Below are 25,105 nucleotides of genomic sequence, written 5' to 3' on the forward strand. Positions count from 1 at the left end.
AACCAAGGCGCTCCTTGATGATGAGGGCACCGAGTGCAATGCGAACCGAATATGCTTTTTGACCGATGCCGATCGATGAGAAGGATTGGAAGTATTTCTCTTCCACTTTATCCCAAGGGATGAGTGCGGCAAGCTGTACCCAGCGATTCCCAGGATTAAGCTTCCCGCCAAAGGGTAAGTAGAAATTTTCCAACAGATCTGCCATATCCCGATTCGGCACGAACACGTTCGCTCACTCCATCTGCAAGGTTTTTTGCCAATTTTCTATGTTTTCCTTGCAGATAAATTCGACAAAAGTAGCTCAAATCCCTTGTGGAATAAGGATTTTTTGTTCGTTCAGCAAGCCCTATTTAATCGATGAGGGGAGTTGACCTTAGAATAGGGAGAACCAACCGAGGAGGATTGTTATGGCGGCCTACTTCTCCCTGTTCGCAAACGTAAGCGTTCCGATTTTGCTCGCCTGCTTGTTAGGCTATGCGTATCAAAAGTTTAAATCCCCCGATTCGCGCCAGCTGGCGGACATCAGCCTCTATGTGCTGTCGCCTTGCCTGATCGTATCGGCGCTTGCGGCAAGCGACCTGAACGGCTCCGTCTTCGGCAGCATCGCGCTGTTCACGCTTGTCCAGACCGCGCTCTGCTGGGCGTCCTCCGCGGCGGTGGGAAGATTGTGCGGCTTCGGCCTCCCGTCGCGGAGGGCGATGGATTTGACGACGATTTTCGCCAATTCGAACAACTACGGTCTTCCGCTGCTGCTGCTCGCTTTCGGCGCCGAAGGCTTCGCGATCGGGGTCACGAACGTCGTCACTCATATTATTCTCGTCAACACGCTGGGCGTGTTCCTGGCGTCCCGCGCCTCCTTCAGTCCGCTTCAGGCGCTCAAGCAGGCGGGCCGAACGCCGCTCATTTACGCCGCGGCCGTCGGAATCGCGCTTTTTGCATTCGGCATCCAGCTGCCGGACAGCTTGGCGGAAGGACTTGAGCTGGTGGGCAACGCCTATCCGGCCCTTGTGCTTTTCCTGCTGGGCGTGCAGCTGCGCAAGACGAATTGGCGCAACAGCTGGCGCAAGGAGATCTGGGTGTCGCTCGCGATGCGGATCGTGCTCGTGCCGCTGCTGTCGTGGGCGACGATCCGGCTGCTCGGGCTTCACGGCCTGGAGGCGTCCGTCCTGTTCGTCCAGTCGAGCATGCCCTCCGCGATCAATTCCGTCGTGCTGATGGAGAAGTACGGAGGGGACAAGGAGCTGGTCGCGGTCAACGTGGCGTTCACGACGCTCGCCAGCTTCCTCTATCTTCCGCTGCTGATCCACTGGGCGGGCGGCCTGTAAGCCCGTTACTCGACCGGCACGACCGTCAGCGGATAGCCGGCTTTCCGATAGACGTCGGCCTCGTCTTCGTCGAGCCGGTCGTCCGTGACGATCTCGTCGAACTCGTCGAGGCCGGCGAAGATCGCCAGCGAGTTGTACCTGAATTTGGTGGAGTCGACGAGCAAAATATTTTGGCCGGCGGCGCTCATCGTCGTCTGCCTGGCGCCGACGAGAACCGGCGACCACGCCATCGCACCTTTGGCGTGGGAGATCGCCTCGCACGTCAGGAACGCCGCGTCCACCGTCAGCGATCCGATCATTTTCTCCGCATAGATGCCGTCCAGGCTGTACGCCCACTTGCTCACCCGCCCCCCGGTGCAGTACACGTCGAAGCTGCGGAACCGCTCTTCGTTCGACAGCAGCAGCGCCGTATGCAAGTCCCGGGTAATGATTTTGAGCCCCTTGAACCGCTCCAGTTCGTCCACCATGGCCGCAACCGTCGTCCCCGCGTCCAGAATGATGCTCATGCCGTCCTGGATATGCTTGACGGCTTCCCGCGCGATCGCCGTCTTCTCCGCCTTGTTCTCGTTCGCGCGCTGGTCGTACTTCGCCCCCATAAACCGCTTGATTTTCACCGCCCCGCCGTGGAACCGCTGAATTTTGCCCTCCGATTGCAGCAAATCCAAATCGCGCCGAATCGTCATATGGGATACGCTGAACTGCTCCGCGAGTTCGGGAATGGTGACCTGCTGCTTCAGCTCCAGCGTCTTCAAAATTTCATGGCGACGAGTTCCCGTGAGCATGCGACAAACCTCCCTGTTACCGGCATGACCGCCTGATCGGTTTTTTTGTCATTATAGCTTCCATCCCATTTGGTTGTCAGTAAGAAAATGTGAAAAAGATGTGCGAATGATGTGAATTTAGACTATACAAACTTTCGTTTGCGTGATATAAGTGTAATATATTCGTCAAAACATGTTAATTTCATGTGAAACAAAGTGACTGAATATTTTGCCTATTGAGGCCATGACGATCCGTTAGACGGTTCCCCGCAGACAACCTGCCCTAATTCATGTTAAGTAAAATGACAAGCGCATTCCGACAAAATGAGGTGAGAGCATGCCGTTCCGTTATGAAGGAAAGGCTTTCGACCGCCGGTTTCTGCCCCGGCTGACGACGAAGGAGATCGAAGCGATGCCCAAAGAGAACGCGCTGATCGTCCTCCCCGTCGGCGCCGTCGAACAGCACGGGCCGCACATGCCGGTTTACACCGACACGCTGCTGGGCGAAGCGTTTATGGCGGCGGCGTTCGAGCATCTGCCCGAGGATGCGCCGATCTGGCTGCTTCCTTCCGTCGCTTACGGCAAAAGCACCGAGCATATGGAGTATCCCGGCACGATCACGCTGTCGGCCCAGACGCTGATGATGGTGCTCCAGGACATCGCGGCCTCGCTGGCCCGCAGCGGCTTCCGGAAGCTGCTTCTGTTCAATACGCACGGCGGCAACGCCGATCTTCTCGGCATGATGGCGAGGGAGATCCGCATCGCGACGGGGATGGCGGTGTTCCGGCTCGATCCGGGCGCCGTCGGCTACAGCGATCCGTTCACCGACGACGAGGAGAAGGCTTGCGGCATCCACGCCGGTGACGTCGAGACGTCGCTCGTGATGGCGGTGTGCCCGGATTGGGTGAAGCCCGAGCTCGCGCCGCGGGAAATGCCGCGCTTCCCGAGAACGTCGGCGCTGTCGCTGCGCGCCAAGTCGTTCGCCTGGATTACGAGAGACATCTCCGCGAGCGGCATCGCCGGAGACGCCGCCAAGGCGGCGCCGGACCGGGGCGAGGCGATGCTGAAGCGAGCGGGGCCGCTGCTGGCGGAGGCGCTGCTGGAGATCGCGGCGTTCGAGATGAGCTCGCTGCGGGAACGGAATTGAGGAGAGGAGGGCACGGCCGATGACGGTTGCGGCGGAAGCGAAAGAATGGGTGAAGATGGAGCGGCTGTCCAAGGTATACCCCAACGGGACGGTCGCCGTTCAGGACGTGAACCTGACGATTCGGGAAGGCGAGTTCCTCTGCTTCGTCGGTCCTTCCGGATGCGGCAAGTCGACGATTTTCAAAATGATCACCGGCCTCTCCGGCCCGACGGAAGGAACGCTGGAGGTGATGGGGACTTCCCCGAAGCAGGCGCGCAAGCAGAGCGACACCGCGTTCGTGTTCCAGGATCATACGCTGCTGCCCTGGAGCTCCGTCATCGACAACGTCTCGCTGCCGCTCGCCCTGCGCGGCGTGTCGCGGAAGGCGCGGAAGGAGGAGGCGGAGCGCGCGCTCGAGCTGGTCGGGCTCAAGGATTATACGAAGGCGATGCCGAGGCAGCTGTCCGGCGGCATGAAGATGCGCGCCTCGATCGCGCGGGCGCTCGTATCCAAGCCGAAGCTGCTGCTCATGGACGAACCGTTCGGCGCGCTCGACGAGATTACCCGGCAGACGCTTCAACTGGAGCTGCTCGAGCTCTGGCGGCGCGATCCCCGGATGACGGTGCTCTTCGTGACGCACAACGTGTTCGAGGCCGTCTTCCTGTCGACCCGCGTCGCCGTCATGACGCCGAGGCCCGGCAAGGTGGCCGCGATGATCGACGTGCCGGTTCCTTTTCCCCGCGACGAGACGTTCCGCACGACCCCGGAATTCGGCGATATCGTCCGGTCGGTGTCCGAGGCGCTCAAGCATTGATTCGCATAGAAAAGCATTCCGGATAGGAGGTTCGCCCATGTCGGTTGAATGGACGAAGGAAATGGCGGAATTGGTCGGGCCGGAGCGGCTGCTTCTCGGCTTCGATCAGGTCGACAAGCTGTCGAAGGATTATTATTGGTACTCTCCGGTGCTGGAGCCGCTGCTTCGGGACAAACGCGCCGAAGCCGTCGTCGTTCCGGAATCGGAGGAGCAGGTCGCGCAGGTGCTGGCTTTCGCCTGGCGGGAAGGCATTCCGGTGACGACCCGGGGCGCGGGCACGGGCAATTACGGGCAGGCCGTTCCGCTGGAGGGCGGCATCGTGCTGGATTTGAGCGGACTCGACCGGGTGCTCGAGATCGGGGATGAGGAGGCCCGCGTTCAGGCCGGCGTCCGGCTGGGAGCGTTGGAAAAGCAGCTGCGGGAGACCGGCAAGGAGCTGCGGATCTACCCGAGCACGTTCATGAAGGCGACGGTCGGCGGGTTCGTCTGCGGCGGATCGGGCGGCATCGGCTCCATCACCTGGGGCAATCTGTGGGACGGCAACGTCACGGAAGCTGTCATCTACACGATGGAGGAGGCGCCTCGGCGGATCGTCGTCCGCGGCTCCGAGCTGCCCGCTTACATTCACAATTACGGCACGAACGGCGTGCTGACCGAGCTGGCCATACCGATCGCCCGCCGCACGGAATGGAGGCAAACGGTGGCGCAATTCGACGGCTTCGAAGCGTGCTGCCGCTTCGCCCACGCGGTCGCGCTCGACGATGCGATCCGCAAGCGGCTGGTCGCGCCGGTCGAATGGCCGATTCCTTCCTTCTTCAAGCCGATCGTCAAACGGCTGGAGAGCGGCTCGGCCGCCTGTCTGCTGGAGACCGCGGACGGCAGCGAGCAGGCGCTGGCCGCTCATGCGGAGGCGGCGGGCGGACGCATCGGCTACACGATCCCCTCCGATCAGTACCGCAAGACGATCGGCCTGTCCGACTTCACCTGGAACCATACCACCTTGTGGGCGCTCAAGGCCGACCCTTCGTATACCTACTTGCAGGCGGGCTTTCACCCGACCGATTTTCTCCGGCAAATCCGCCTCATCAAAGCCGAATACGGCGACGAAGTGCTCATGCATCTGGAATTTATCCGTTCGGCGGGCGTCGTCGTTCCCGCGTCGCTGCCCGTCGTCCGGTACACGACCCGGGAGCGGCTTTACGAGATCATCGCCTTCTTCCGCTCCAACGGCGTCGGCATCAACGATCCGCATACGTGGACGCTGGAGATGGGCGGCCGCGGAGAGCTGGAGGCGATGCTGGCGGCCAAGCGCGCGAACGACCCGCGCGGACTGCTGAATCCGGGCAAGCTTCAAATCCCGGTAGGCGAACGATAAAGGAGGGAGAAGCGCATGAACGAAGAACTCGTCACCGAGACGGTCGGAGGCTCGGGGGTGCGCCCCGTGCCGATGAAGAAGGCGGAAGCGGCGCGGAGAGCGAAGCCGTTCGGATCGTCCCGCTTGCTTCGGGCGTTGCCGCCGGTCGCGGCGTTCGCCGTGTTCGTCGGAGGCTGGGAGCTCGTCTGCCGGCTGTCGGGCATCAAGCCGTATTTGCTGCCGAAGCCGTCCGACATCGTGCGGGCCGCGGCGGAGAACGCGTCGAATTTGTGGGTGTCCGTCTATACGACGATCTCCGAAGCCGTGCTCGGCTTTCTGCTCAGCATCGTGCTGGGCGTCGGCTTCGCCATCGCGCTGGCCAGCTCGAAGCTGATCGAGCGCAGCGTCTATCCGTACGCGATCATCATGCAGACGATTCCGATCGTCGCCATCGCTCCGATCATCGTCATCTGGTTCGGCGCCGGCATTAACGCCATCGTCATAATCGCTTTTCTGATCGGCTTCTTCCCCATGCTGTCCAATACGCTCATCGGCCTGAACTCCACCGACCACAACATGAAGAACCTGTTCCATCTGTACAATGCCTCCCCGATGCAAACGATGTTCCGCCTGCGCATTCCCGCGGCGCTGCCGTACGTCGTCGCCGGGCTCAAAATTTCCTGCACCTTGGCCGTCATCGGCGCCATCGTAGGCGAATATATCGCCGGCATCGGCGGCGGCAAGGGCGGCCTCGGCTACGCGATCACAGTGTCCGCCGCCCGGCTGCAGACCGCTTACCTGTTCGCCTGCGGTCTGTCGGCCTCCCTGCTCGGCATCGCGTTTTATTTGCTCGTGAACGCCTTCTCCAAGTGGATGCTCAGTTCCTGGCACGAATCCGAGATGAACGCTTCCGAAGGTTGATGATGTGCGAAAAGGAAGGTGAACGTCCATGCCGGTTCCCAGCGCGGACATGGAATTGCTCAACGCCAGACTGCCGCTTGCGGACGGAGGCGGGCTGTTCCGGCTGACCGTCCGGGACGGCGTATGGGTTGCGGTCGAGCCGCAGGCCGGTCCGGTCGAATCGCCCGACCACGTGCCGATCGCCGCTCTCGGCATCGACCGGCTAGGCGCGGCCCCGCGCCTCGATCTCGAGGGCCGGGTGCTGCTGCCGGGCTTTGTCGACGCCCACATGCATCTCGACAAAGCCTACTCGCTCCCGCACGTGCGCAACCGCTCGGGCACCTTGCTTGAGGCGATCGCCAATTACAGGGCCGCCGCGCCGGCGTTTGCGAAGGAGACGATCCGCGACCGCATCGTGATGGCGGCGCTTCGGGCGGCCTCCTACGGCTCGGCGACGCTGCGCAGCCATCTCGACGTGCCGGTCCATCTGGGGCGCGACGTGGCGATGCGGACGATCGAGGCGGCGCTGGAAGCGAGGGAGCTCGTGAGCGGGGCGGTCGACATTCAGTATTTCCCGATGTACTTCTACGAGCCTTCGGCCGAAAGGGAACTGACCGAGTTCGCCGCCGAGACGCTCCGCATGGGCGTGGACGGCGTGGGAGGCGCTCCGCACCTGACGCCCGATCCCGCCGCCGGCATCGGCTGGGCGTTCCGGATGGCGGCGGCGTTCGACCGGCCGATCGATCTGCATACCGACGAATCGGACGATCCCGCGGTCAAGACGATCGACATCTATTGCGATTACGTTCGGCGCAGCGGATATGGCGGCCGGGCGACGGCGGGGCACCTGTGCTCGCTGGCGGCGATGGACCATCGCGAGGCGGAGCGGCTCATGGCCAAGATGGCGGAAGCCGGCGTCGCGGCGGTGACGCTGCCGGCGGTCAATCTGTATTTGCAGGGCCGGGGAGACCGGGGCAACGTCCGGCGCGGCGTCACCAGGGTTCGGGAGCTGGCCGAAGCCGGGGTGCCCGTCGCCGCCGCTTCCGACAACATTCAGGACCCGTTCCATCCGTTCGGCCGCGGCGATATGCTGCAGATCGGCCTGATGACGGCCTATGCCGCGCATATGGCCGGGGAAGAGGATATCGCCGAGGTGCTGCGCATGCTGACGCACATCCCGGCGGCGATCGCCGGCGTTCCGGATTACGGGATCGCTCCGGGCAACCCGGCCCGGTTCGTCGCGATCGACGCGCATTCGGCCGAAGAGCTGTTCCAGGAGCTGCCGGCCGGCCGCTGGGTGTACAACAAATCGCGGTGGACGTGCGTCTCCGAATGGACGAGGCAATGGGCGGATTCGGCTCCCTTCGTGCCGGCTTCCCGCCCGTAACGGCCGGTGTTAATCCGCGGCAGGCGGATGCACGCATAGATGGATACAGGATAAGGGAGGAAGAGAAACATGCTGAGCAAAAACATCGCAGGCCCGAACACGAAGCTGGCCGCGCTGGCGCTGGCGGCCGCGGTCGTCCTGAGCCTGGCCGGCTGCGGATCGGGAAGCAACAACAAGGCGGCTTCGCCGTCATCGAGCGAATCTTCGGGAGCTTCCGCATCGCCGTCCGCGTCCCCATCGGGCTCGGCTTCCGGATCGCCGTCGTCTTCATCGGAGACGAAGCTGACGAAAGTGACGCAGGTGACGAACTGGTTCGCGGAACCCGAGCACGGCGGCCAGTACGCCGCTCTCGCCAAAGGTTTCTACAAGGACGCGGGGCTCGACATGACGATCCAGTCCGGCGGACCGGGCGTCTCCTCGACGCAGATCGTCGCTTCGGGACAAGCCGAATTCGGCATGGGGCAGGCGGACGAAATCTTGCTGGCCCGGCAGAACGGCATCCCGCTCGTGGCGATCGCGGCGACGTTCCAGAAGAACCCGCAAGGCATCATGTTCCATAAGGGCAAATTCAAGGATCTGTCCGAGCTGAACGGCCATAAAGTGTATATCGCCAGCGGAGCGTCCTATTGGGAGTACTTGAAGAAAGCCTACAAGCTGGACAAGGTCGAGGAGCTGAAGTACACGGGCTCGCTCGCCAACTTCGTCGCCGACCCGGATTCCGCCACGCAAATCTACGTCACCTCCGAACCGTTCACGATGGAGCAGGAAGGGGTGGACACCGAATACTTCCTCAACTACGATCTCGGCTACAAGCAGTACGGCAACGTTCTCTACACGACGGAAGATTATCTGAAGAAGCATCCGGACATCGTCAAAGCCTACGTCGAAGCGTCCGTTAAGGGCTGGGATTACTACAAGGACAATTCGGAAGAGATCAACAAGGTTATGCAGGAGAAAAATCCCGACCTGAAGCTCGAAGCGATGGCGTTCGGCGCGAAGGCGCAGGAGCCGCTCGTCTACGGCGGCGACGCCGAGACGCACGGCGTCGGCTATATGAGCAAGGACATCTGGGAGGGCTTGCAGAAGCAGCTCGTCGATATCGGCCTGCTGAAGAAGGTGGAACCGGTCGACGACGTGTTCACGAACGAGTTCCTTCCGGCCAAGTCGTAAGCTGGTTGTCATGCAGGCTGGGCCGGTGAAGCGGGCGGCAAGAACGGTCGCGCGGCGTTCGGGCGGTCAGGAAGGCGTGCGAGGGGAGTCCGGTTCCCGGTTGCGGATCGGCCGATCGTGCATTTGGAAAGGGGCCGCGAGCGCGTTCGCGTCGTGGTCCTGCATTTTTCGCGGGGAGGAATGGGGATGGCGAACGTCCTGGTCGTCTATTTCAGCGCTTACGGACATGTTCACCGCATGGCGGAGGCGGCCGCGAAGGGAGCTGCGGAGGCGGGGCACACGGCCCGCATCGTGCGTATTCCCGAATTTCGGTCGCCCGACAACGTCACGGCGCTGCTCGACCATCCGAGCCGGCGGAGGGAAGGGCGTGACGAAGGGCTGTCCGGCGCTTTCCGGGTGGGCGCGCGTTGGGAGAAATATGAAGCTTCCCAACGGGAGCAAGCGGGCGTTCCGGAGGCGACGGCGGACGATCTTCGGTGGGCGGACGGAATCGTGTGGGGCTACCCGACTTACTACGGCTCGATGCCGGCCCAGGTCAAGTCGTTCCTCGACCTGTCGGGAAGCTTATGCACGAGCGGGGAGCTCGAAGGCAAGCCGACCGGCGTCATGACGAGCGCGGGCTCGATCCATACCGGCCACGAAGCGGCGATTCTGACCGCCATCGTGCCGCTGCTGCATTTCGGCCTGATCTTCGTCGGGCTTCCTTATTCGCAAAATCCGGAATATTTGACGGCGGACCCGATCGGCGGCTCGCCTTACGGACCGTCGACGCTGGCGGGACCGGACAGTTCCCGGACGCCGGACGAGCGCGAGCTGACGATGGCCGGCCGGTTGGGAGCCCGGGTCGGGCGATTCGCCGAAGCAACCAAGGGCATTAAATAAGATGGCGGGGATGACGATGACGAAGCGATATGATCTGATCGTGCGGAATGCCCGCCTGGCGGGACGCGGCGGCGAAGCGGCCGACATCGGCGTCGTCGGCGGCCTGATCGCCGCGCTGGGGGATTTGTCGGACGCCGGGGCGGCGGACGTGTTCGACGCGGGCGGAAGGCTGCTTCTTCCGCCGTTTGCGGAGTCGCACGTTCATCTGGACACGACGCTGACGGCGGGCGACCCGGTATGGAACGAGAGCGGAACGCTGGCGGAAGGGATCGCGATCTGGGGCGCGCGCAAGGCGGGCCTCGCGAAGGAAGACGTGATCGCCCGGGCGGAGCGGACGATTCGGCTTTACATCGGGCACGGCGTTCTGTATTTGCGCGCCATGGTCGACATCGGCGATCCGAAGCTGGCCGCGCTGGAGGCGGTGCTGGAGCTCCAGGAACGGTACCGGGACCGGATCGATATGCAGATCGTCGCTTTTCCCCAGGACGGCATTGCGTCCTCTCCGGACAACGAAGCCCGCATGGCGGAGGCGCTGCGGATGGGAGCGGACGGCGTATCCGCGGTTCCCCATCTGGAGGCGACTCGGGAGGAGGGCGTGCTGTCGCTGCGCCAAGCGTTCGCCCTCGCGGAACGGACGGGCGCGTTCGTGCACGTCTTCTGCGACGAGACGGACGACGAATCGTCCCGATTCCTCGAAGTATGCGCTTCGCTTGCCCTCTCGACCGGCCTGACGTCGCGGGTTGCGGCGGCTCATGCCAACGCGGCCGCTTACTATAACGAGGCTTATTTTCAGAAAATATTGGGGCTTGTCAAGCGTTCCGGCCTTTCGATCGTCGCCTGCCCGCTGATCAACAGCGTGATGCAAGGGCGCTACGAGGCTTATCCGAAGGGGAGGGGAATTACGCGCATCAAGGAGTTCCACCGCGCGGGCGTCAACGTCGCGCTCGCCCACGACGACATTCGCACCCCGTTCTACCCGCTGGGCACGGGCAATCCGCTCGACGCCGCGCACATGGCCGCGCATCTGGCCCACATGTGCGGGCGCTCGGAGCTGGCCGCCCTGATCGGCATGATTACGGAAGGCGGCGCCGAAGCGATGCAGCTGGGCGAAGCGTACGGGTACCGGAACGGCGAATTCCGGGCAGGGACGCCCGCTTCGTTCCTGCTGTTCGACGCCGAGGACGCCCGCGACCTGATCGGGCGCCGGCCGGCGCCGCGCTACGTCTTCCGGCGCGGACGCGTGGTGGCGGAGACGGTTCCCGCGGTCGCGAGCTTGCGGGATGATTGGAGCGCTGAGCGCCTGGAGGAGCTGTAAGCCGCCGATATCGGGTTACGGCCCGCGCCCCCGCAGCCTCTCAGCAAGCTACAGCTCCAACTGGAGCTCCCTTATCTTGTTGTACAACGTGCCGCGCGAGATGCCGAGCAGCTTGGCCGCCGCACTCTTGTTGCCGTCCGTATGGGCCAGCGCCTCGCGGATGAGCGCCTTTTCTTCTTCCTCCGTATTCCGCGGCTTCCACCATTTGATCGCCCGGTCCGCCTGCCCGGGAGCGCCGGGTTCGAGACTCGGCTGCTCCTTTTGCAGCTGCGGCGGAAGATGCGAGAGCGTGATCCGCTCTTCGTCGTTCAGAATGAGGCACCGTTCCACGACGCTCATCAGCTCGTGAATGTTGCCCGGCCAGTCGTAATTGGCGAACGACAGCAGCACCTCGGGAGCGAATTGCGGAATCGGCTTCTGATACTGCAGCGCGAATTGGCGCGCGAACGTCTGGACGAGCGCCGGAATGTCCTCCTTCCGCTCCCTTAGCGCCGGCAGCGCGATGGGGATGACGTTGAGCGCGTAGTACAGATCGGACCGGAACTCCTGCCTCCGGGCCATCTCGCCCAAGTCGCGGCCGGTGCCCGCGATCACCCGGACGCGCACGGGAATCGGCTCGGTTCCGCCGATGCGGCAGACGGTTTGCTCCTGAAGGAAGCGAACCAGCTTCGTCTGAACGTCGAGCGGCAGGCGGTCGATCTCGCTCAGGTAAATCGTGCCTTGATCCGCTTGTTCCAGCTTCCCCGCGCTTCCTTCCCCTTCCCCCGAGAACGCCCCTCCCTGATAGCCGAACAGCTCCGCCTCAAGCAATGCTGCGGGAATCGAGCCGCAATGCACCGTCAGGAACGGCCCCGCAGCCCGCGGCCCGGCCTGATGGATAACTTGGGCGAGCTGATGCTTGCCGACCCCCGGTTCGCCGATGAGCAGAATCGGAATGTCCGTGCCCGCGACTTTCCTCCCGAGCCGAATGGCGTTGCCGATCAGCGGTCCCTTCCCTTTCACGAAAGCGAAAGGATCGTCCGCACGAGCCCCCTCCTCGAAAAGCGGCGCATGGGCGGTCATCAGCTCGTCGTTCAGCCGAACGAGCCGGGTGATGTCCTGCTCGGTGGCGATGCCCCCGATAATGCGCCCTTCTCCGTCGAGAACCGGAGAGGCGTTGATGAGGACGTGGTTGCCGGGGCGCGGGCGGTGGTACGTATTGCGGATCGTGCGCCCTTCGTCGAGCATTTTGAGCACCATGAGCGCGTCGGGCTGGAAGTGCTCGCCGATCCGCCGCCCCAGGATGTCCTTCTTGGCGATGCCGTACGTCTCTTCCGCGACGTTATTCCAGCAGATGACGGTGCCGTTGCGGTCGACGACCGTTACCGCGTCCGTAGCCGTCTCCGCCAGCGTAAAGAAATAGGAAGCGAAACGCTCGCGCTCCCGAAGGGCGAAGGCCGCAATCTCCGCCATGCCGGCGTATCCGGCGAACGTCCCGTCCTCGGCGCGGAAGACGACCGGCCGCCCAGCGGAGGCGGGAAGCTTCGCGAGCGAGCCGAAGCCGCCGTCCGCCGCTTCCGAATAAGGGAGGACGACGGACAGAAGGCTCTTGCGATCAGCCAGCAAGACAGCCGCCGCCGAATCCGGGTCCTCCCGGTCGAACAGCCACAGATCGTCGGCGGTAAGCAAGAAGGCGCGGCCTTCTTCGGCCGGGAGGCAGACGGCGGTTCCTTGCCGCAGAAGGTCGCGAATATCGCGGACCGTAGCGTCTGCAGCGGCAGGATGCAAAGGCCGGATGATAGGCAAGTGTTCATCGTTGAACATAGGCAACCTCGTCGTTTGACAGTCGTGAAGGAACATGTTGACTTCAATTTATCACGAAAAAAAGAATGGTACAACAAACGGCATGCACAGCATGACGGGGCAAATTATAAGTTGTTCAAAATTTGAACATAAAACAAAGAGGGATGTATAAGTGTAAAATTTATGTACAATTTAAAACGATCCACATATAATTCAAAGTAGAAAGGATGACATTTTTTACAAAATGAACAGCGGATGGGGAGGGGAGAGCCTTCTTGGACGTCCTGTTGCGGAACGCGTTTCAATCGCTCGGGAGAAGCCGCTCCGCCAACAAGCTGGCCCGCAAATACGGCCTTCGCTTCGGCGCCTCCCGGTTCGTGGCCGGAGAGACGATCCGGCAGGCGATCGAAGCGGTTCGCAAGCTGAACGCTTCGGGGCGAGCCGCGACGCTGGACCATCTGGGCGAGTTCGTCGCGGGAGCGGAAGAGGCGAACGAATCGGCCGCGATGTGCTTGCGCACGTTGGACGCGATCGAAGAGGCGGGCGTATTCTGCAATCTGTCGCTAAAGCTGACTTCGCTGGGCCTGGACATCGATCGCGAGGTTTGTTTTCGCAATATTCGTTCTATTCTCGACAGAGCGCGGCAGTACGGCAACTTCGTCCGGATCGACATGGAGGACTACGCCCATTGCCAGGCGACAATCGACTTGTACCGCGGGCTTCGCCGCTCCTTTGACAATGTCGGCATCGTCATTCAGGCGTACTTGTACCGCTCGGAGCGGGACCTTGAGGAGCTTCGCGAGCTTCGGCCCAATCTGCGGTTGGTAAAAGGCGCCTACAAGGAATCGCCCAAGGTCGCCTTCCCGGACAAAAAAGACGTCGACGACAATTACCGGAAGCTGGTCCGGATGCAGCTGTTGAGCGGCCAATACGCGGCGGTGGCGACCCACGACGAGCGCTTGGTCGAGTACGCCAAGCAGCTGATGGCGGAACACGGCCTGCCGAAGGAGAAGATGGAATTCCAAATGCTGTACGGCATCGCCGACGAACTGCAGCTCCGGCTCGTTCGGGAAGGCTTCAAAGTGCGCGTCTACGTCCCTTACGGAACCGATTGGTTCGGTTATTTCATGCGGCGCTTGGCGGAACGGCCGGCGAATGCCGGGTTTGTTCTGAAAAATTTGTTCAAATAGGATGACCCCACCCCACTTCCCAGGAGGTATCCGATGACGATCCCACTGCAAGCGGCAAAGCCGTTCGCGAACGAACCGTTCGTCGATTTCGGTATCGAAGAGAACCGGAAGGCGATGGAGGCGGCGATCGCCAAAGTCAAAGCGGAGCTCGGGCGCGAGTATCCGCTCCGGATCGGCGGCAGGCAAGTGATGACGGAAGACAAGATCGTGTCCGTCAATCCCGGCGACTTGGGCGAGATCGTCGGACTCGTCAGCAAGGCGGACCGGGCGCTGGCGGAAGAGGCGATGCAGGCCGCGCTGCGGACGTTCGAGTCATGGAAAAAGGTTCCCGCCGCGGAGCGGGCGCAGTATTTGTTCAAGGCTGCCGAACTGATGCGCAAGCGGAAGCACGATTTTTCGGCGACGATGATTCTGGAAGCCGGCAAAAATTACGCGGAAGCCGACGCCGACACCGCCGAGGCGATCGATTTCATGGAGTTCTACGGCCGGGAGATGATTCGGCTCAGCCGGATTAACGAGACGCTGCCGCTCACGAAGGCGGCGGGCGAAGACAACCGGCTCGAGTATATTCCGCTCGGCGTCGGTATCGTCATTCCGCCCTGGAACTTCCCGCTCGCCATCTGCGTCGGCATGACGACGGCCGCGATCGTCGCCGGCAACACGGTGCTGCTGAAGCCGGCATCGGCGACGCCCGTCGTCGCGCACAAGTTCGCCCTGCTGATGGAGGAAGCCGGATTGCCTCCGGGCGTCATCAATTTCATCCCGGGCAGCGGGGCGGAAGTCGGCGATTACTTGACCTCGCATCCGAAAACCCGGTTCGTCAGCTTCACCGGCTCGAAGGAAGTCGGGCTGCACATCAGCCGGCTGGCCGCCGAGACGGCGCCGGGACAAATCTGGATCAAACGGCTGGTTGCCGAGATGGGCGGCAAGGACGGCATCGTCGTCGATGAGACGGCCGATCTGGACGCGGCGGCGCAGGCGATCGTCGTGTCGGCGTTCGGTTACCAGGGACAGAAATGCTCCGCCGGATCGCGCGCCTTCATCGTCGAATCCGTATACGACGAGGTCGTCGCCAAGGTCGTCGAACGGACGAAGCGGCTTGCGGTCGGATTGCCGGAGAAGAACTTCAGCGTCGGTCCCGTCATCGACCGGAGCGCCTATGAGAAAATTCTGGGCTACATCGAGATCGGGAAGACGGAAGGCAAGCTGCTTGCAGGGGGCGGGGCGGCGCCCGGCAACGGCTATTATATCGAGCCGACCGTCTTCGCCGACGTGCCCGGCAAGGCGCGGATCATGCAGGAGGAGATTTTCGGACCGGTGCTCGCGATCGGCAAAGCGAAGGACTGGCGGGAAGCGATCGACTTGTACAACGACACGGAATTCGGGCTGACCGGCTCCTTCTTCTCAACCGACGAGGACCGCATCGCGGAAGCTTCCGACATCATGCATTGCGGCAACCTTTACGTGAACCGCAAGTGCACCGGCGCGCTCGTCGGCGCCCATCCGTTCGGCGGCTTCAACATGTCCGGAACGGACTCCAAGGCGGGCGGCCGCGATTATTTGCTGCTGTTTACGCAAGCCAAAGCGATCTCCCGCAAAAAATAATAAAAGCAGCCCCGCAAGCGGCGGCATTCGCCTGCCGCCCCGCGGGGCTGTCTTGACGTCAATCGTTCTTTGCAGCACAAAGCGCTTGCGTCATCAAGTACGACAAGACCGCCTCGGCGCCGCAGTTCATGTTCGGGCCGTTCGCCTGCAGGCCGTCGCAGCAGCAGCCATCTCTCGGGTCGACCATCGGGACGCGCAAGTCGTTGTCCCCGTAAAACCACGAGAGACAACGGTCCCGCGACCGCCGCAGCGAGGCGACATGCTCGTCGATGTCCACGAGCTGCGCTTCGCCGACCCGCGTATCGTCGTCCCGCTCGGCGGTCAGCGTGCCGGTCCTGGAATGGCTCCAGCCGTCGGACGAAGCCGAAGCGGATACCAGCAGGGACACGCCGTCGCTTCGCGCCGACTCCAATGCGATCGCGGCTTCCTCCAGGGCGAGCGCCAGCTTGAACATCTCGAGCGGCTGTTGGTCCCAGAGGCTGACGGAATCCCGCGTGCACCAGCCCTCGTTGCCGATCGGCCGGAATCCGCCGTTCTCGGCGGTCATCGCCGTCTGCAGCGAGGACAGGCTGTCCAAGCCGATCTCGAGCGTCTCCGCGCGCCTCGTCACCCGGAAAGCCCGCAGCATCGCCCACGGCAGCACGCCGTTGCCGTACGTCATGGCCGGCTCGAACCATCGCCAGCCGTTATGGGAGAAGCGGCGGAACGCACCGGCAAGCAGCCGTTCCAGCCGGTCCAAATGATGCTTCAGCTCCGCGCCCCAGCCGTCCGGCAGGGCGACTAAGCCTTTGTTCGCCGCCTCCAGCAGATGGGCGCACGCGGCCATTGCGAACGCCTGACCGCGCAGCGAATCGATCTCGCCGATCGTCCGCATCGACTTCTGGAACAGCACGAACGCCGTTTCGCGCTGCCCGGCGCCCAGCCGGATCCAGGCGTCGGCGCAGCTCCAGACGGCGCGACCTTGGCAATCGTGCGAGACGTCCTCCGGCTCCGGCGTCCGGTCGTATGCCACGTTGTTGTGGAACCAGCCGTTGTCCTTCTGGGTCCACAACAAAAAGGCCAAGTAGACGTCCGCAAGCGACTTCAGCGCCTCCCGGTCCGCTTCCCCGACGCGATCGGCATGCCGGGGATCGAGCCATTCGGTCACCGTCCACAACGCGCGGGCGTTGTCGTCCGTCGTGTAGCCTTCCTGACGTCTCGGGATGCGGCCGAGCGCGTGCTCCAGCAGGCCCGTATCGTCCGTCATTCTGCGCAGATGGACGAAGGAAGGCGCGTCGCCGCGCCACCGCCCTTGCTCAGACGACATCCGCCATGCTCCATTCTTTGTTTGCGGCCACCCGCTCCAACAGCCCCAAATACTGCGCACCTACTTGAGGCCATTGCATGCTGCGTCCGATTTCCGCCATCCATCTTTCGCAGTTGAGCAGGAGCTCCGGGAACGTAAACAGCTCGATGATCTTCGAGCTCCAGACTTCCGTGTCTCCGTAAGGCAGCAACAACTCGTCGCGTCCTTGAACCAAATCTTTCGCGTAACTGTACGGCGTGCTCAAGATCGGGCGGCCCAGTCCTGCGGCGTAGGCCAGCGTGCCGCTCGTAATCTGCTGCATGCCCGGGTAGGGGGTGACGTACAGATCGCACGCCGAGATGAGGGAGACGAGCTCATCCTCGGGCACGTAGCGGTTGATCATCCGAACGTGGTGCTGCAGCCCCAGCTCCGCGATCAGCGCCTTCAATTCCTCGCGGTACGCTTCCCCTTCGTGCTTCTTCACCTCCGGGTGCGTCTGCCCGGCGATAATGTAGAGCAGGTCCGGAACGGCGTTTACCGCTTTGGCGAGCGCCCGGAGCAGCGATTCGATCCCTTTGGACCGGCTCAGCAGCCCGAACTGGAACAGCACCTTCCGGTGCTCCCAGCCGTATTGCTTGCGCGTCAGCGTGCGCTCCCGGCGGTTCGGCACCGGCGCTCCGTGCGGGATGAACGCGATTTTCTCCAGCGGAATGCGGAAGTGGTCGTGCAGATAGCCGACGGCCTTGCGGTTCATGACATGGATCCGGTCGCTTCGTTCGGCGATGGCGGCCTGAACGGAGGCGTACGGCTCCGGCGGCGTCTCGAACACCGTGTGGAACGTCGTGACGACCGGTTTCTTCAGACGATCCAGCAGCTCCAGCACGTGGCTCCCGGCCTCTCCGCCAAAAATGCCGAATTCGTGCTGAAGCGACACGACGCTGACGGAGCTGCGGTTCAAGATGTCCGCCATTTCCCGATAATCTTCGATCTCCTGTTTAAGAATGGGATAATGCCAGGATTCCCGGTATTGATTCAATTCGTCCGGATTGCACATGGCGACGACAGGATCCGCCACGGCCGTTCCTCTGGACGACGAGACCGCCTCCCGCAAATGATGCGTGAATGTGGCCAGCCCGCATTTTTTCGGCACGTAAGTGCTCACATAAGCAATTTGAAACGGGGATGAATTCATGGGCGTTGCACCTCCAAGGCGCGGTTGCAAACCGCTTCGTGTAAAATGTGGGGGCCTGCGTGCGTGCCGGAGCCGAAAATGCACTTGTTCAGCTGCGCTCCGGACCGGATTTTGCAGCGATCCCAGAGAATGGTGTTCGCCATTCGGACGCCGCCCCCGATCCGGCAGCCGTTGCCGACGACGGAATAAGGGCCGATGATGCTGCGGTCGCCGATGGTGACGTTGTTGCCGATCATGACGGGGGGGACGAGCAGCACGCCTTGCCCGATCTTCGCGTTGTCGCCGAGCCAAATGCCCTTGTCGTCCAGCTCTTTGCCGTCAATCGGCAAAGGAAAACGCCGGTCCAGCACATCCCAATGAAGCTGGCGGTAACGCTCGGTGGTGCCCATATCCATCCAGTAGCCGTTCATCCGGTGGCCATAGACGCCGCTGCCGTTGCGAATTAGGAGAGGAAATGTCTCTTTTTCAATGGATACGGCTCTGCCGCTTGGAATATAACCGAGAACCGCGCGATCCATGATGTAAATTCCCGCGTTCACCCAATTTGAAGGGGCTTCGCCCGCCTTCGGCTTCTCGACGAAGGAGCGGATTCGATCCGCTTCGCCCATTTCCACCACGCCGTAGGAGCTCGGATCCTCCACCTTGGTCAGGCAGATGGTCACCATGCCGTCGTGGTCGTCATGGAACCGGATGGCGGATTTCAGATCGATATGATGAATGATGTCGGCGTTGACGACGATAAACCGGTCCCCGAGCAGCGGCTCCGCGTTTTTGATCGCGCCCGCCGTTCCGAGCAAATCCTTCTCGACGGCGTAGTCGATCGAGACGCCGAGCTTGGAGCCGTCGCCAAAGTATGACTCTATAATCTGACGATAATGTTTGACCGCGATGACGAAGCTATCGATGCCCTGTTGCTTGTAATGGAGAATCAGGTGTTCCAGCCACGGGCGGTTGCCGACCAGCGCCATCGGCTTCGGCATATTCTCGGTCAAGGGCCGCAGTCTGGTTCCCAATCCTCCGGCCAGGAGCAATGCTTTCATGCAGATCAGCCTCCGTTATGTTGATTGTCACCCTCAGTCGGGCACCTGATTTTCTATTAACGCAACCGGCCAAAAAAGAAACACACCTCCTCGTGCCGGATGACGCTCTTTTTGTGCGAACCCGGCTTTTCCGGGTCTGACGGCCGCATGCGTAAAGAAACGCCTCCCCGTTCGCTTGCGCGATGGGAAGGCGTCGTCGGTTTGGTATTGTGATTGGTTCGGCTCGTGATGGATGGTCTGGTGCGTCCCTTGCTGCGTGCTCCCTGCGAACGGACGGCGGCGATCAGGAACCGGGGTGCCTGCGTTACCGCCTACTTTACTGGAAAAATGGAAAAAACACAAGAGTTCTAAACGCTGGGAGCGAGGGACAACAACCGATCGGGAAGCGGCCCCTCGCGGCAGGTCGAGAAAACCGAATTCCGCGCAACCAGGTCCGATTCGATCCTTGGCTTGTTTCGCTGCGCCCGAATCCGGAGATAAGCTCGTCATTGTCGTCAATCCGGGCGGCGGTTCGGCGAAGCCTGTCTTCGCCGTCCGAAGACCGCAGGCCGGTGGGAACGGGAGCCCGGGGCGCTTAGAGCTTGTTTCATTTTCCGAGGGACGGGTAAGTAAAGGGCGTGAACGAGACGAGCTTCGAGGATAAATGGAGGCCATGGGAATCGACCGGGAGCAAGCGAAGCGCTAGGAAGCGGAACGCGATCGCGGCAAGGTTCTCGTACCGGCCGGACAATAAGGCCTGAACGCGGGAGGCAAACGGGAATAAGGAATGAGCGCTTGGGCCGCCCATTCCTTATTCCCGTTTGCCGCTTGCGCTTTACAGCTGGCGGAAGCTCCTATAGGCTGAAAGACAAGGGACGGAGGAGACGTTGTTTATGAATATATTGATCGTTGACGACAATCCGATGAACGTGATGGTCGTGCAGGAGATGCTGAAGCGCTCCGGGTACGAGGAGGTCAGCGCGGCGAATTCCGCCGAAGAGATGTTTCGGCTGCTCCGCGCGGAGCTGGAATCGTCCGGCGACTCGCACCGAATGCCGACCGATCTGATCCTGCTCGATCTGATGATGCCGAACATGGACGGCATCCAAGCGTGCCGGTTGCTGCAGCAGGACGAGAAGCTGCGCGACATTCCCGTCATTATGGTGACGGCGATCGGCGATTCGCGCAAGCTGGCGGAAGCGCTTGACGCCGGCGCGACCGATTATGTGACGAAGCCGATCAACAAGATCGAGCTGCTGGCACGGATCCGGTCGGCGCTCCGGTTGAAGCGGGAGATGGATTGGCACAAGGAAAGGGACTTGCGGATGCGGGAGGAGCTGGACCTGGCCCGGCAAGTGCAGGCGGCTGTACTCCCTCAGACGCTGGACGAGGAGCTGTACGGACTGCAGGCTTTTTTCCGCGCTTCGGAACAGTTGGCCGGCGATTTGTACGCCTGGCACGCGTTCGACCGCAGCCGAATTACCGTCGCCGTCATGGACGCCATGGGGCACGGTATTTCCTCGTCGCTCATCAGCATGTTCTCCGCATCCGTACTCAAGGAGGCGATGCGGATGCATTTGACGCCCAAGCGTATCGTGCAGGAGCTGAACCGGCGCCTGTGCCAGCTTCATTACGAGAACGCGCTCGTCCATTATTATTGCACCGGCATTTGCGCGACCGTCGACCTGGAGCGGGGCGTGTTGGAATACGTCAACGCCGGGCATCCTCCCGGGCTTGTCGTCCGCGCAGGGGGCGGCCCCACGGAGACGATGGCCGCGACGGGCGCGCCGATCGGCTTGTTCGAGTCGCTTGACGTCCGGACGGAGACGATAGCCGTCCACCCCGGCGATGCCGTCTATTTTTATACCGATGGCTTGCTCGACTTGTTCCCCGGCGACGTGGAGGCGAAAAAGGCGGAGCTGATCCGCCGGATCGAGCTTGGCGGCGCAGATGACGAGACGTTGCGGCAGCTGCTTCTGCAGCCCTCGCTGGATAGGCGGTCCGATGACCGTTGCATCGTTCGGATGGTGGCCAAGGCCAAGGAGGCGAAGGCATGAAGATCAAGACGAAGCTTCTTCTCGGCTTCGCCGTGCTCCTCGCGCTGCTGGTCGGGATTACGGCGTTCGGCTACGACCGTTTAAGCCGGATGAACGATCGGCTCGGCCATTTTTACGATCACCGGTTTGTGAAGGTTCGGGATGTGATCGACCTCAGAGCCACCGTCGACACGTCCGGCCGTTCCGTGAACGACGTGCTGGTCGGCGCGCTGGAGAGCGATACGCTCAGCGTGGCCGAGCTGAAACGCCAGCTGAGTACGTTCCGGACACAGCTCGAGAAGCTGTCCGGGAGGTCGAACGATCCGGAGGAGCAGCAGCTGGTCGATCAGGTGAACCGGGACGGCGAACGGTACGGCGATTTTCTGGAGCGGTTCGTCGTTCTGGTCGAGCAGGGGAACCGGGACGGGGCTTTCGAGCTGTACAAAAGCTTGGGGCGTTCCCGCCAGGACAATGTGACCGGCTCGCTCCGTTCGCTCGTCACGTACGAGCAGAAGACGATGGAGCAGGAGATGGAGCAGACGCGCTCGATGTACAGCCAGTCCGTCCGCTGGGTCGCCGTGCTGACGGTCATCGGGCTGTTGATCGGCCTCGGCGTCATTCAATGGGTGATCCCGAGCATTACGCGAGGCTTGAATCTGCTCACGCTCATGGCGAACAAATTCGTCCAAGGGAGGCTGCGGGGATTTCGGCGGCTGGAAATCCGTTCGACCGACGAGCTGGGGGAACTGGCGCAAGTGTTCAAGCAAATCGCCCTCGACCTCCAGAGCAAAAACGAGCGCGAAGCGCTGTACAACCTGGTGAAGGAACAGCAATCGTGGACCGACGCCATGATGGCCCGGACGACGGAGCTGCTGCGGGACTACAACGACCTAAACGGCGTGGCGCAAGCCTTCATCGACGAATTCGCCCCCGTTCTCGGAGCGGCTTACGGGGCCGTTTATTTGCTCGACGACAGTCCGTCCGCGCCGAATCTTCTTACCCGGTACGGCGTGTATGCCAGCTCCGGTTCGGACGCGCCCGCCGCTTTCGGCATCGGCGAAGGCTTGATCGGCCAATGCGCGCTGCGGGGCGAGCCGATGACCATCGATTCGCTCCCGCCCGGCTATGTGAAGATCCGTTCCGGTCTCGGGGAGCAAGAGCCGTCGCAGCTCGTGCTTCAGCCGATCAAGGCCGACGGCCGGACGATCGGGGTCGTGGAGCTCGCCTATTTCCAGCCGATCGGGGAATTGCAGCGGGGGTTGCTGGAGCGCCTTGGCGAGAAGTTCGCCTACATCGCGATGAATATCCAGTCCCGCTGCCGGGTCGAGGAGCTGCTGCGCGAATCCCAGGCGATGACGGAAGAGCTCCAGGCGCAGTCCGAGGAACTGATCTCCCGGCAGGAGGAGCTGCGGGAGACGAACGAGAAGCTGGAGCTTCACGCCGGGCGTCTGAAACGCTCCGAAGAGCGGCTGCAGCGCCAGCAGGAAGAGTTGGAGCACACGAACCAGGAGCTGACGGTCAAAACGATGGCGCTGGAGGAGCAGAACCGGCAGGCGGAGAGGCAAAACCGCGAGATCGCCCAGGCGAACGCCGCGCTGGAGCGCCAGGCGATGCAGCTTACGCTGGCGTCCCAGTACAAGTCGGAATTTCTCGCCAATATGTCCCACGAGCTGCGCACGCCGCTGAACAGTCTGATCATCCTGTCGCAAATTCTCGCGGACAACCACGAGGGCAATCTGACCGACAAGCAGCTCGATTACATCCAGACGATCTATTCGTCCGGCAACGATCTGCTGAAGATGATCGACGAGATTTTGGACCTGGCCAAGGTCGACGCGGGGAAAATGGAAATTACGCCGGAGCAGACTCTCATCGAGGATATTACGGTGGATCTGGAGCATATGTACCGTTCGATCGCCGAAGAGAAGGGAGTCGCGTTCTCGATCGCGGCGGAAGAGGATGCCCCTCCCGTTATGTTCACGGACGGCTACCGGCTCAAGCAAATTTTGCGCAATTTGCTCTCCAACGCGGTCAAGTTCACTTCGGAGGGCTTCATCGCGCTGCGCATCCGGCGGTACGAAGGCGAGATTCCGGACGGCGCGCCCGCAGCGGGCGGGTCGTACGTCGCCTTTGAGGTCGAAGATACGGGAATCGGCATCCCCGAAGACAAGAAGGAAGTCATTTTCGAAGCGTTCCGCCAGGCCGACGGCACGACGAGCCGCAAGTTCGGCGGCACCGGCCTCGGGCTGACGATCAGCCGGGAGCTCGCCCAGCTGCTGGGCGGGTGGATTACGCTAAGCAGCGAACCGGGCAAAGGGAGCCGCTTCACGCTGGTGCTGCCCGAAAATTGCCCGCTGCCCGGAGAAGAGGCGGACAAGTTCCCGGAAGTGCCGCAGACGATCGGCTACAGGGAGGAAGAAGCGGCGCCGCATGAGATGGCGCCGGCGTACGCCCCCGCCGTTCCCGGCATGTTCGGAGGCGAGGACGAAGCGGACGCGATGGCCGAGGCGCCGGAAGAGAAAGCCGGAGAGGGGCGGCGTGGCGCGCGTCCGGGCGCCGGGGAGGCGGCATGGGCCGGGAAGACGGTGCTGCTCGTCGACGACGACGTTCGCAACGTCTTTTCGCTCAGCAGTTTATTGAACCGGCACCGCATCCGGGTCTATACCGCCGAGAACGGCAAGGAAGCGATCGAGCTGCTCGAATCCGGCATCGATGTCGACCTCGTCCTGATGGACATTATGATGCCGGAGATGGACGGCTATGAGGCGATGTCGCGCATTCGCGGCGATTCGCGATGGAGCGAGCTGCCGATCATCGCCCTTACGGCCAAGGCGATGAAGGACGACCGCGCCAAATGTCTGGAAGCGGGCGCCTCCGATTATTTGGCCAAGCCCGTCATCATCGACCAATTGCTATCCTTATTGAAAGTGTGGCTGTCACGATGATCGAAGAACCATTATTGCCCGAATACGACGAACAGGTGGAACGGATCGAGATCCAGCTTCTGCTGGAGGCTGTTTTCCGGCGGTACGGTTACGATTTTCGCAACTATGCTTACCCTTCGATAAGAAGAAGAATTTGGTACCGGACGACGATGGAGCGGCTGGCCACCATCTCGATGCTGCAAGACCGGGTGCTGCACGACCGCGAGGCGTTCGACAGGCTGCTGACGGATTTGGTCATTCCGGTGACGGAGATGTTCCGCGACCCGGCCATGTTCCGCTGGCTGCGCGAACGGGTCGTTCCGGAGCTGCAGCATTTGCCGTTCGTGCGCGCCTGGCATGCGGGCTGCGCTTCCGGGGAAGAGGCGTTCTCGACGGCCATCCTTCTGCATGAAGAAGGCATGCTGGACCGCTCGCGCCTTTATGCGACCGACATCAGCCAAACGGCGCTGCGCCGGGCCCGGGAGGGCGTTCTGCCGCGGGACCGGGTCGACCTGTACGAGCGGAATTACCGGGAAGCGGGGGGCAGCGGCGATTTTGCGGCCTATTGCGACACGTTCCACGGCACGAAGCGGCTGAAGGCTTCGTTCGCCGAGCGGATCGTGTTTGCGGAACACAACCTCGTGACCGACCGCTCCTTTAACGAGTTTCACCTCATTTTCTGCCGCAACGTCATGATTTACTTCAATCCGGAACTGAGGGAGCGCGTCCATCAATTGCTCTACGAGAGCCTGGCGGACGGCGGCTTCCTCATCCTCGGCGGGAAGGAGACGGTCGCGTTCACGAAGTTCTCCGCTCGTTACGAGACGTGGAACGACGAATACCGGATCTATCGGAAAGTCCGCTGATGCGGGTGCCGTACGGGGCAGATGGCTCGCATTCCGGGTTCAAACCGGGTCGGACGGTTTGGACCCGGAACGCGGACACGCTGCTGTGGTCGGCGGGAGCCGCGGGCGTGCTGCATTGACGTTCGGGAACGAAGATAAGCTGCCGGAATGATCGGGGCGGGTCCCGGTTCCG

20 protein-coding genes are annotated in these 25,105 nt (G+C 62.2%); 14 read left to right on the plus strand and 6 right to left on the minus strand.

Translation table 11 applies throughout. From position 1 onward, the window contains the following. A partial coding sequence (locus tag G485_RS0122985; protein WP_035156768.1) for a transposase occupies positions 1-205 on the minus strand: 205 nt, incomplete at its 3' end. A 202-nt stretch (positions 206-407) separates the two neighbouring features. Between G485_RS0122985 and G485_RS0122990 the strand changes: the two genes are divergently transcribed. Next, positions 408-1,325 carry an AEC family transporter gene (locus G485_RS0122990; RefSeq protein WP_027094468.1) on the plus strand — a complete coding sequence of 306 codons (918 nt, stop codon included), beginning with the start codon at positions 408-410 and terminating at the stop codon, positions 1,323-1,325. A 5-nt stretch (positions 1,326-1,330) separates the two neighbouring features. On the opposite strand, the gene G485_RS0122995 is transcribed toward G485_RS0122990, so the two are convergent. Continuing rightward, on the minus strand, positions 1,331-2,107 hold the full coding sequence (locus tag G485_RS0122995; protein WP_027094469.1) for a DeoR/GlpR family DNA-binding transcription regulator: 777 nt from the start codon (positions 2,105-2,107) through the stop codon (positions 1,331-1,333). Positions 2,108-2,423: 316 nt separating this feature from the next. Here G485_RS0122995 and G485_RS0123000 point away from each other — a divergent pair, with 316 nt between their 5' ends. The 8 genes from G485_RS0123000 to G485_RS0123035 all read left to right on the plus strand — a co-directional run bounded on the left by G485_RS0123000 (position 2,424) and on the right by G485_RS0123035 (position 11,034). Next, positions 2,424-3,233, plus strand: coding sequence for a creatininase family protein (locus tag G485_RS0123000; protein ID WP_027094470.1), 810 nt, complete (start codon positions 2,424-2,426; stop codon positions 3,231-3,233). Between the two features lie 19 nt (positions 3,234-3,252). After that, positions 3,253-4,026, plus strand: a complete 774-nt coding sequence (locus G485_RS0123005) for an ABC transporter ATP-binding protein (RefSeq protein ID WP_027094471.1) — start codon at positions 3,253-3,255, stop codon at positions 4,024-4,026. Between the two features lie 37 nt (positions 4,027-4,063). After that, positions 4,064-5,401, plus strand: a complete 1,338-nt coding sequence (locus tag G485_RS0123010; RefSeq protein ID WP_027094472.1) for an FAD-binding oxidoreductase — start codon at positions 4,064-4,066, stop codon at positions 5,399-5,401. A 15-nt stretch (positions 5,402-5,416) separates the two neighbouring features. Then, complete coding sequence (locus G485_RS27920; RefSeq protein ID WP_084423461.1) at positions 5,417-6,301, plus strand: ABC transporter permease; 885 nt, start codon at positions 5,417-5,419, stop codon at positions 6,299-6,301. Between the two features lie 28 nt (positions 6,302-6,329). Then, positions 6,330-7,667 (plus strand): amidohydrolase family protein, encoded by a 1,338-nt coding sequence (locus tag G485_RS27925; RefSeq protein WP_035157879.1) that lies wholly within the window; start codon positions 6,330-6,332, stop codon positions 7,665-7,667. 69 nt (positions 7,668-7,736) lie between these two features. After that, positions 7,737-8,837, plus strand: a complete 1,101-nt coding sequence (locus tag G485_RS0123025; RefSeq protein WP_051318511.1) for an ABC transporter substrate-binding protein — start codon at positions 7,737-7,739, stop codon at positions 8,835-8,837. A gap of 186 nt (positions 8,838-9,023) precedes the next feature. Then, positions 9,024-9,719, plus strand: coding sequence for an NAD(P)H-dependent oxidoreductase (locus tag G485_RS0123030; RefSeq protein WP_027094474.1), 696 nt, complete (start codon positions 9,024-9,026; stop codon positions 9,717-9,719). 16 nt (positions 9,720-9,735) lie between these two features. Next, positions 9,736-11,034, plus strand: a complete 1,299-nt coding sequence (locus G485_RS0123035; protein WP_035157881.1) for an amidohydrolase family protein — start codon at positions 9,736-9,738, stop codon at positions 11,032-11,034. A 48-nt stretch (positions 11,035-11,082) separates the two neighbouring features. On the opposite strand, the gene G485_RS0123040 is transcribed toward G485_RS0123035, so the two are convergent. After that, a complete protein-coding gene (locus G485_RS0123040) occupies positions 11,083-12,837 on the minus strand; it encodes a sigma-54 interaction domain-containing protein (protein WP_027094476.1) in 1,755 nt (584 codons plus the stop codon). A gap of 254 nt (positions 12,838-13,091) precedes the next feature. Between G485_RS0123040 and G485_RS0123045 the strand changes: the two genes are divergently transcribed. Together G485_RS0123045 and pruA are read left to right on the plus strand one after the other, a co-directional pair. Then, positions 13,092-14,006: a proline dehydrogenase family protein gene (locus G485_RS0123045; RefSeq protein ID WP_027094477.1), complete on the plus strand. Its 915-nt coding sequence runs from the start codon at positions 13,092-13,094 to the stop codon at positions 14,004-14,006. A 33-nt stretch (positions 14,007-14,039) separates the two neighbouring features. Continuing rightward, positions 14,040-15,611 (plus strand): L-glutamate gamma-semialdehyde dehydrogenase, encoded by a 1,572-nt coding sequence (gene pruA / locus G485_RS0123050; protein ID WP_027094478.1) that lies wholly within the window; start codon positions 14,040-14,042, stop codon positions 15,609-15,611. A gap of 58 nt (positions 15,612-15,669) precedes the next feature. Here pruA and G485_RS0123055 read toward each other — a convergent pair whose 3' ends face one another. Genes G485_RS0123055 through G485_RS0123065 form a run of 3 tightly spaced genes read right to left on the minus strand, consistent with a single transcriptional unit; the run spans position 15,670 to position 19,128 of the window. Further along, entirely contained in the window at positions 15,670-16,917 is a 1,248-nt protein-coding gene (locus tag G485_RS0123055) for a hypothetical protein (protein WP_051318512.1), read from the minus strand. Beyond that, a complete protein-coding gene (locus G485_RS0123060) occupies positions 16,907-18,088 on the minus strand; it encodes a glycosyltransferase family 4 protein (protein ID WP_027094480.1) in 1,182 nt (393 codons plus the stop codon). The genes G485_RS0123055 and G485_RS0123060 overlap by 11 nt, the downstream gene beginning before the upstream one ends. After that, the gene (locus G485_RS0123065) at positions 18,085-19,128 is read right to left on the minus strand and encodes a nucleotidyltransferase family protein (RefSeq protein ID WP_027094481.1); all 1,044 of its coding nucleotides are present in this window, start codon (positions 19,126-19,128) and stop codon (positions 18,085-18,087) included. Before G485_RS0123065 ends, G485_RS0123060 begins: the two co-directional genes overlap by 4 nt. Positions 19,129-20,000: 872 nt before the next feature. Here G485_RS0123065 and G485_RS0123070 point away from each other — a divergent pair. From G485_RS0123070 to G485_RS0123080, 3 genes are read left to right on the plus strand one after another with little or no spacing between them, the layout of a single operon-like run. After that, on the plus strand, positions 20,001-21,164 hold the full coding sequence (locus tag G485_RS0123070) for a PP2C family protein-serine/threonine phosphatase (protein ID WP_027094482.1): 1,164 nt from the start codon (positions 20,001-20,003) through the stop codon (positions 21,162-21,164). Beyond that, the gene (locus tag G485_RS0123075) at positions 21,161-24,088 is read left to right on the plus strand and encodes an ATP-binding protein (protein ID WP_027094483.1); all 2,928 of its coding nucleotides are present in this window, start codon (positions 21,161-21,163) and stop codon (positions 24,086-24,088) included. The genes G485_RS0123070 and G485_RS0123075 overlap by 4 nt, the downstream gene beginning before the upstream one ends. After that, the gene (locus tag G485_RS0123080; protein ID WP_051318513.1) at positions 24,085-24,933 is read left to right on the plus strand and encodes a CheR family methyltransferase; all 849 of its coding nucleotides are present in this window, start codon (positions 24,085-24,087) and stop codon (positions 24,931-24,933) included. Before G485_RS0123075 ends, G485_RS0123080 begins: the two co-directional genes overlap by 4 nt. Positions 24,934-25,105: the final 172 nt, after the last annotated feature.

It is taken from the genome of Cohnella thermotolerans DSM 17683, assembly GCF_000429825.1.
In the GTDB taxonomy this organism is placed as follows: domain Bacteria; phylum Bacillota; class Bacilli; order Paenibacillales; family Paenibacillaceae; genus Cohnella; species Cohnella thermotolerans.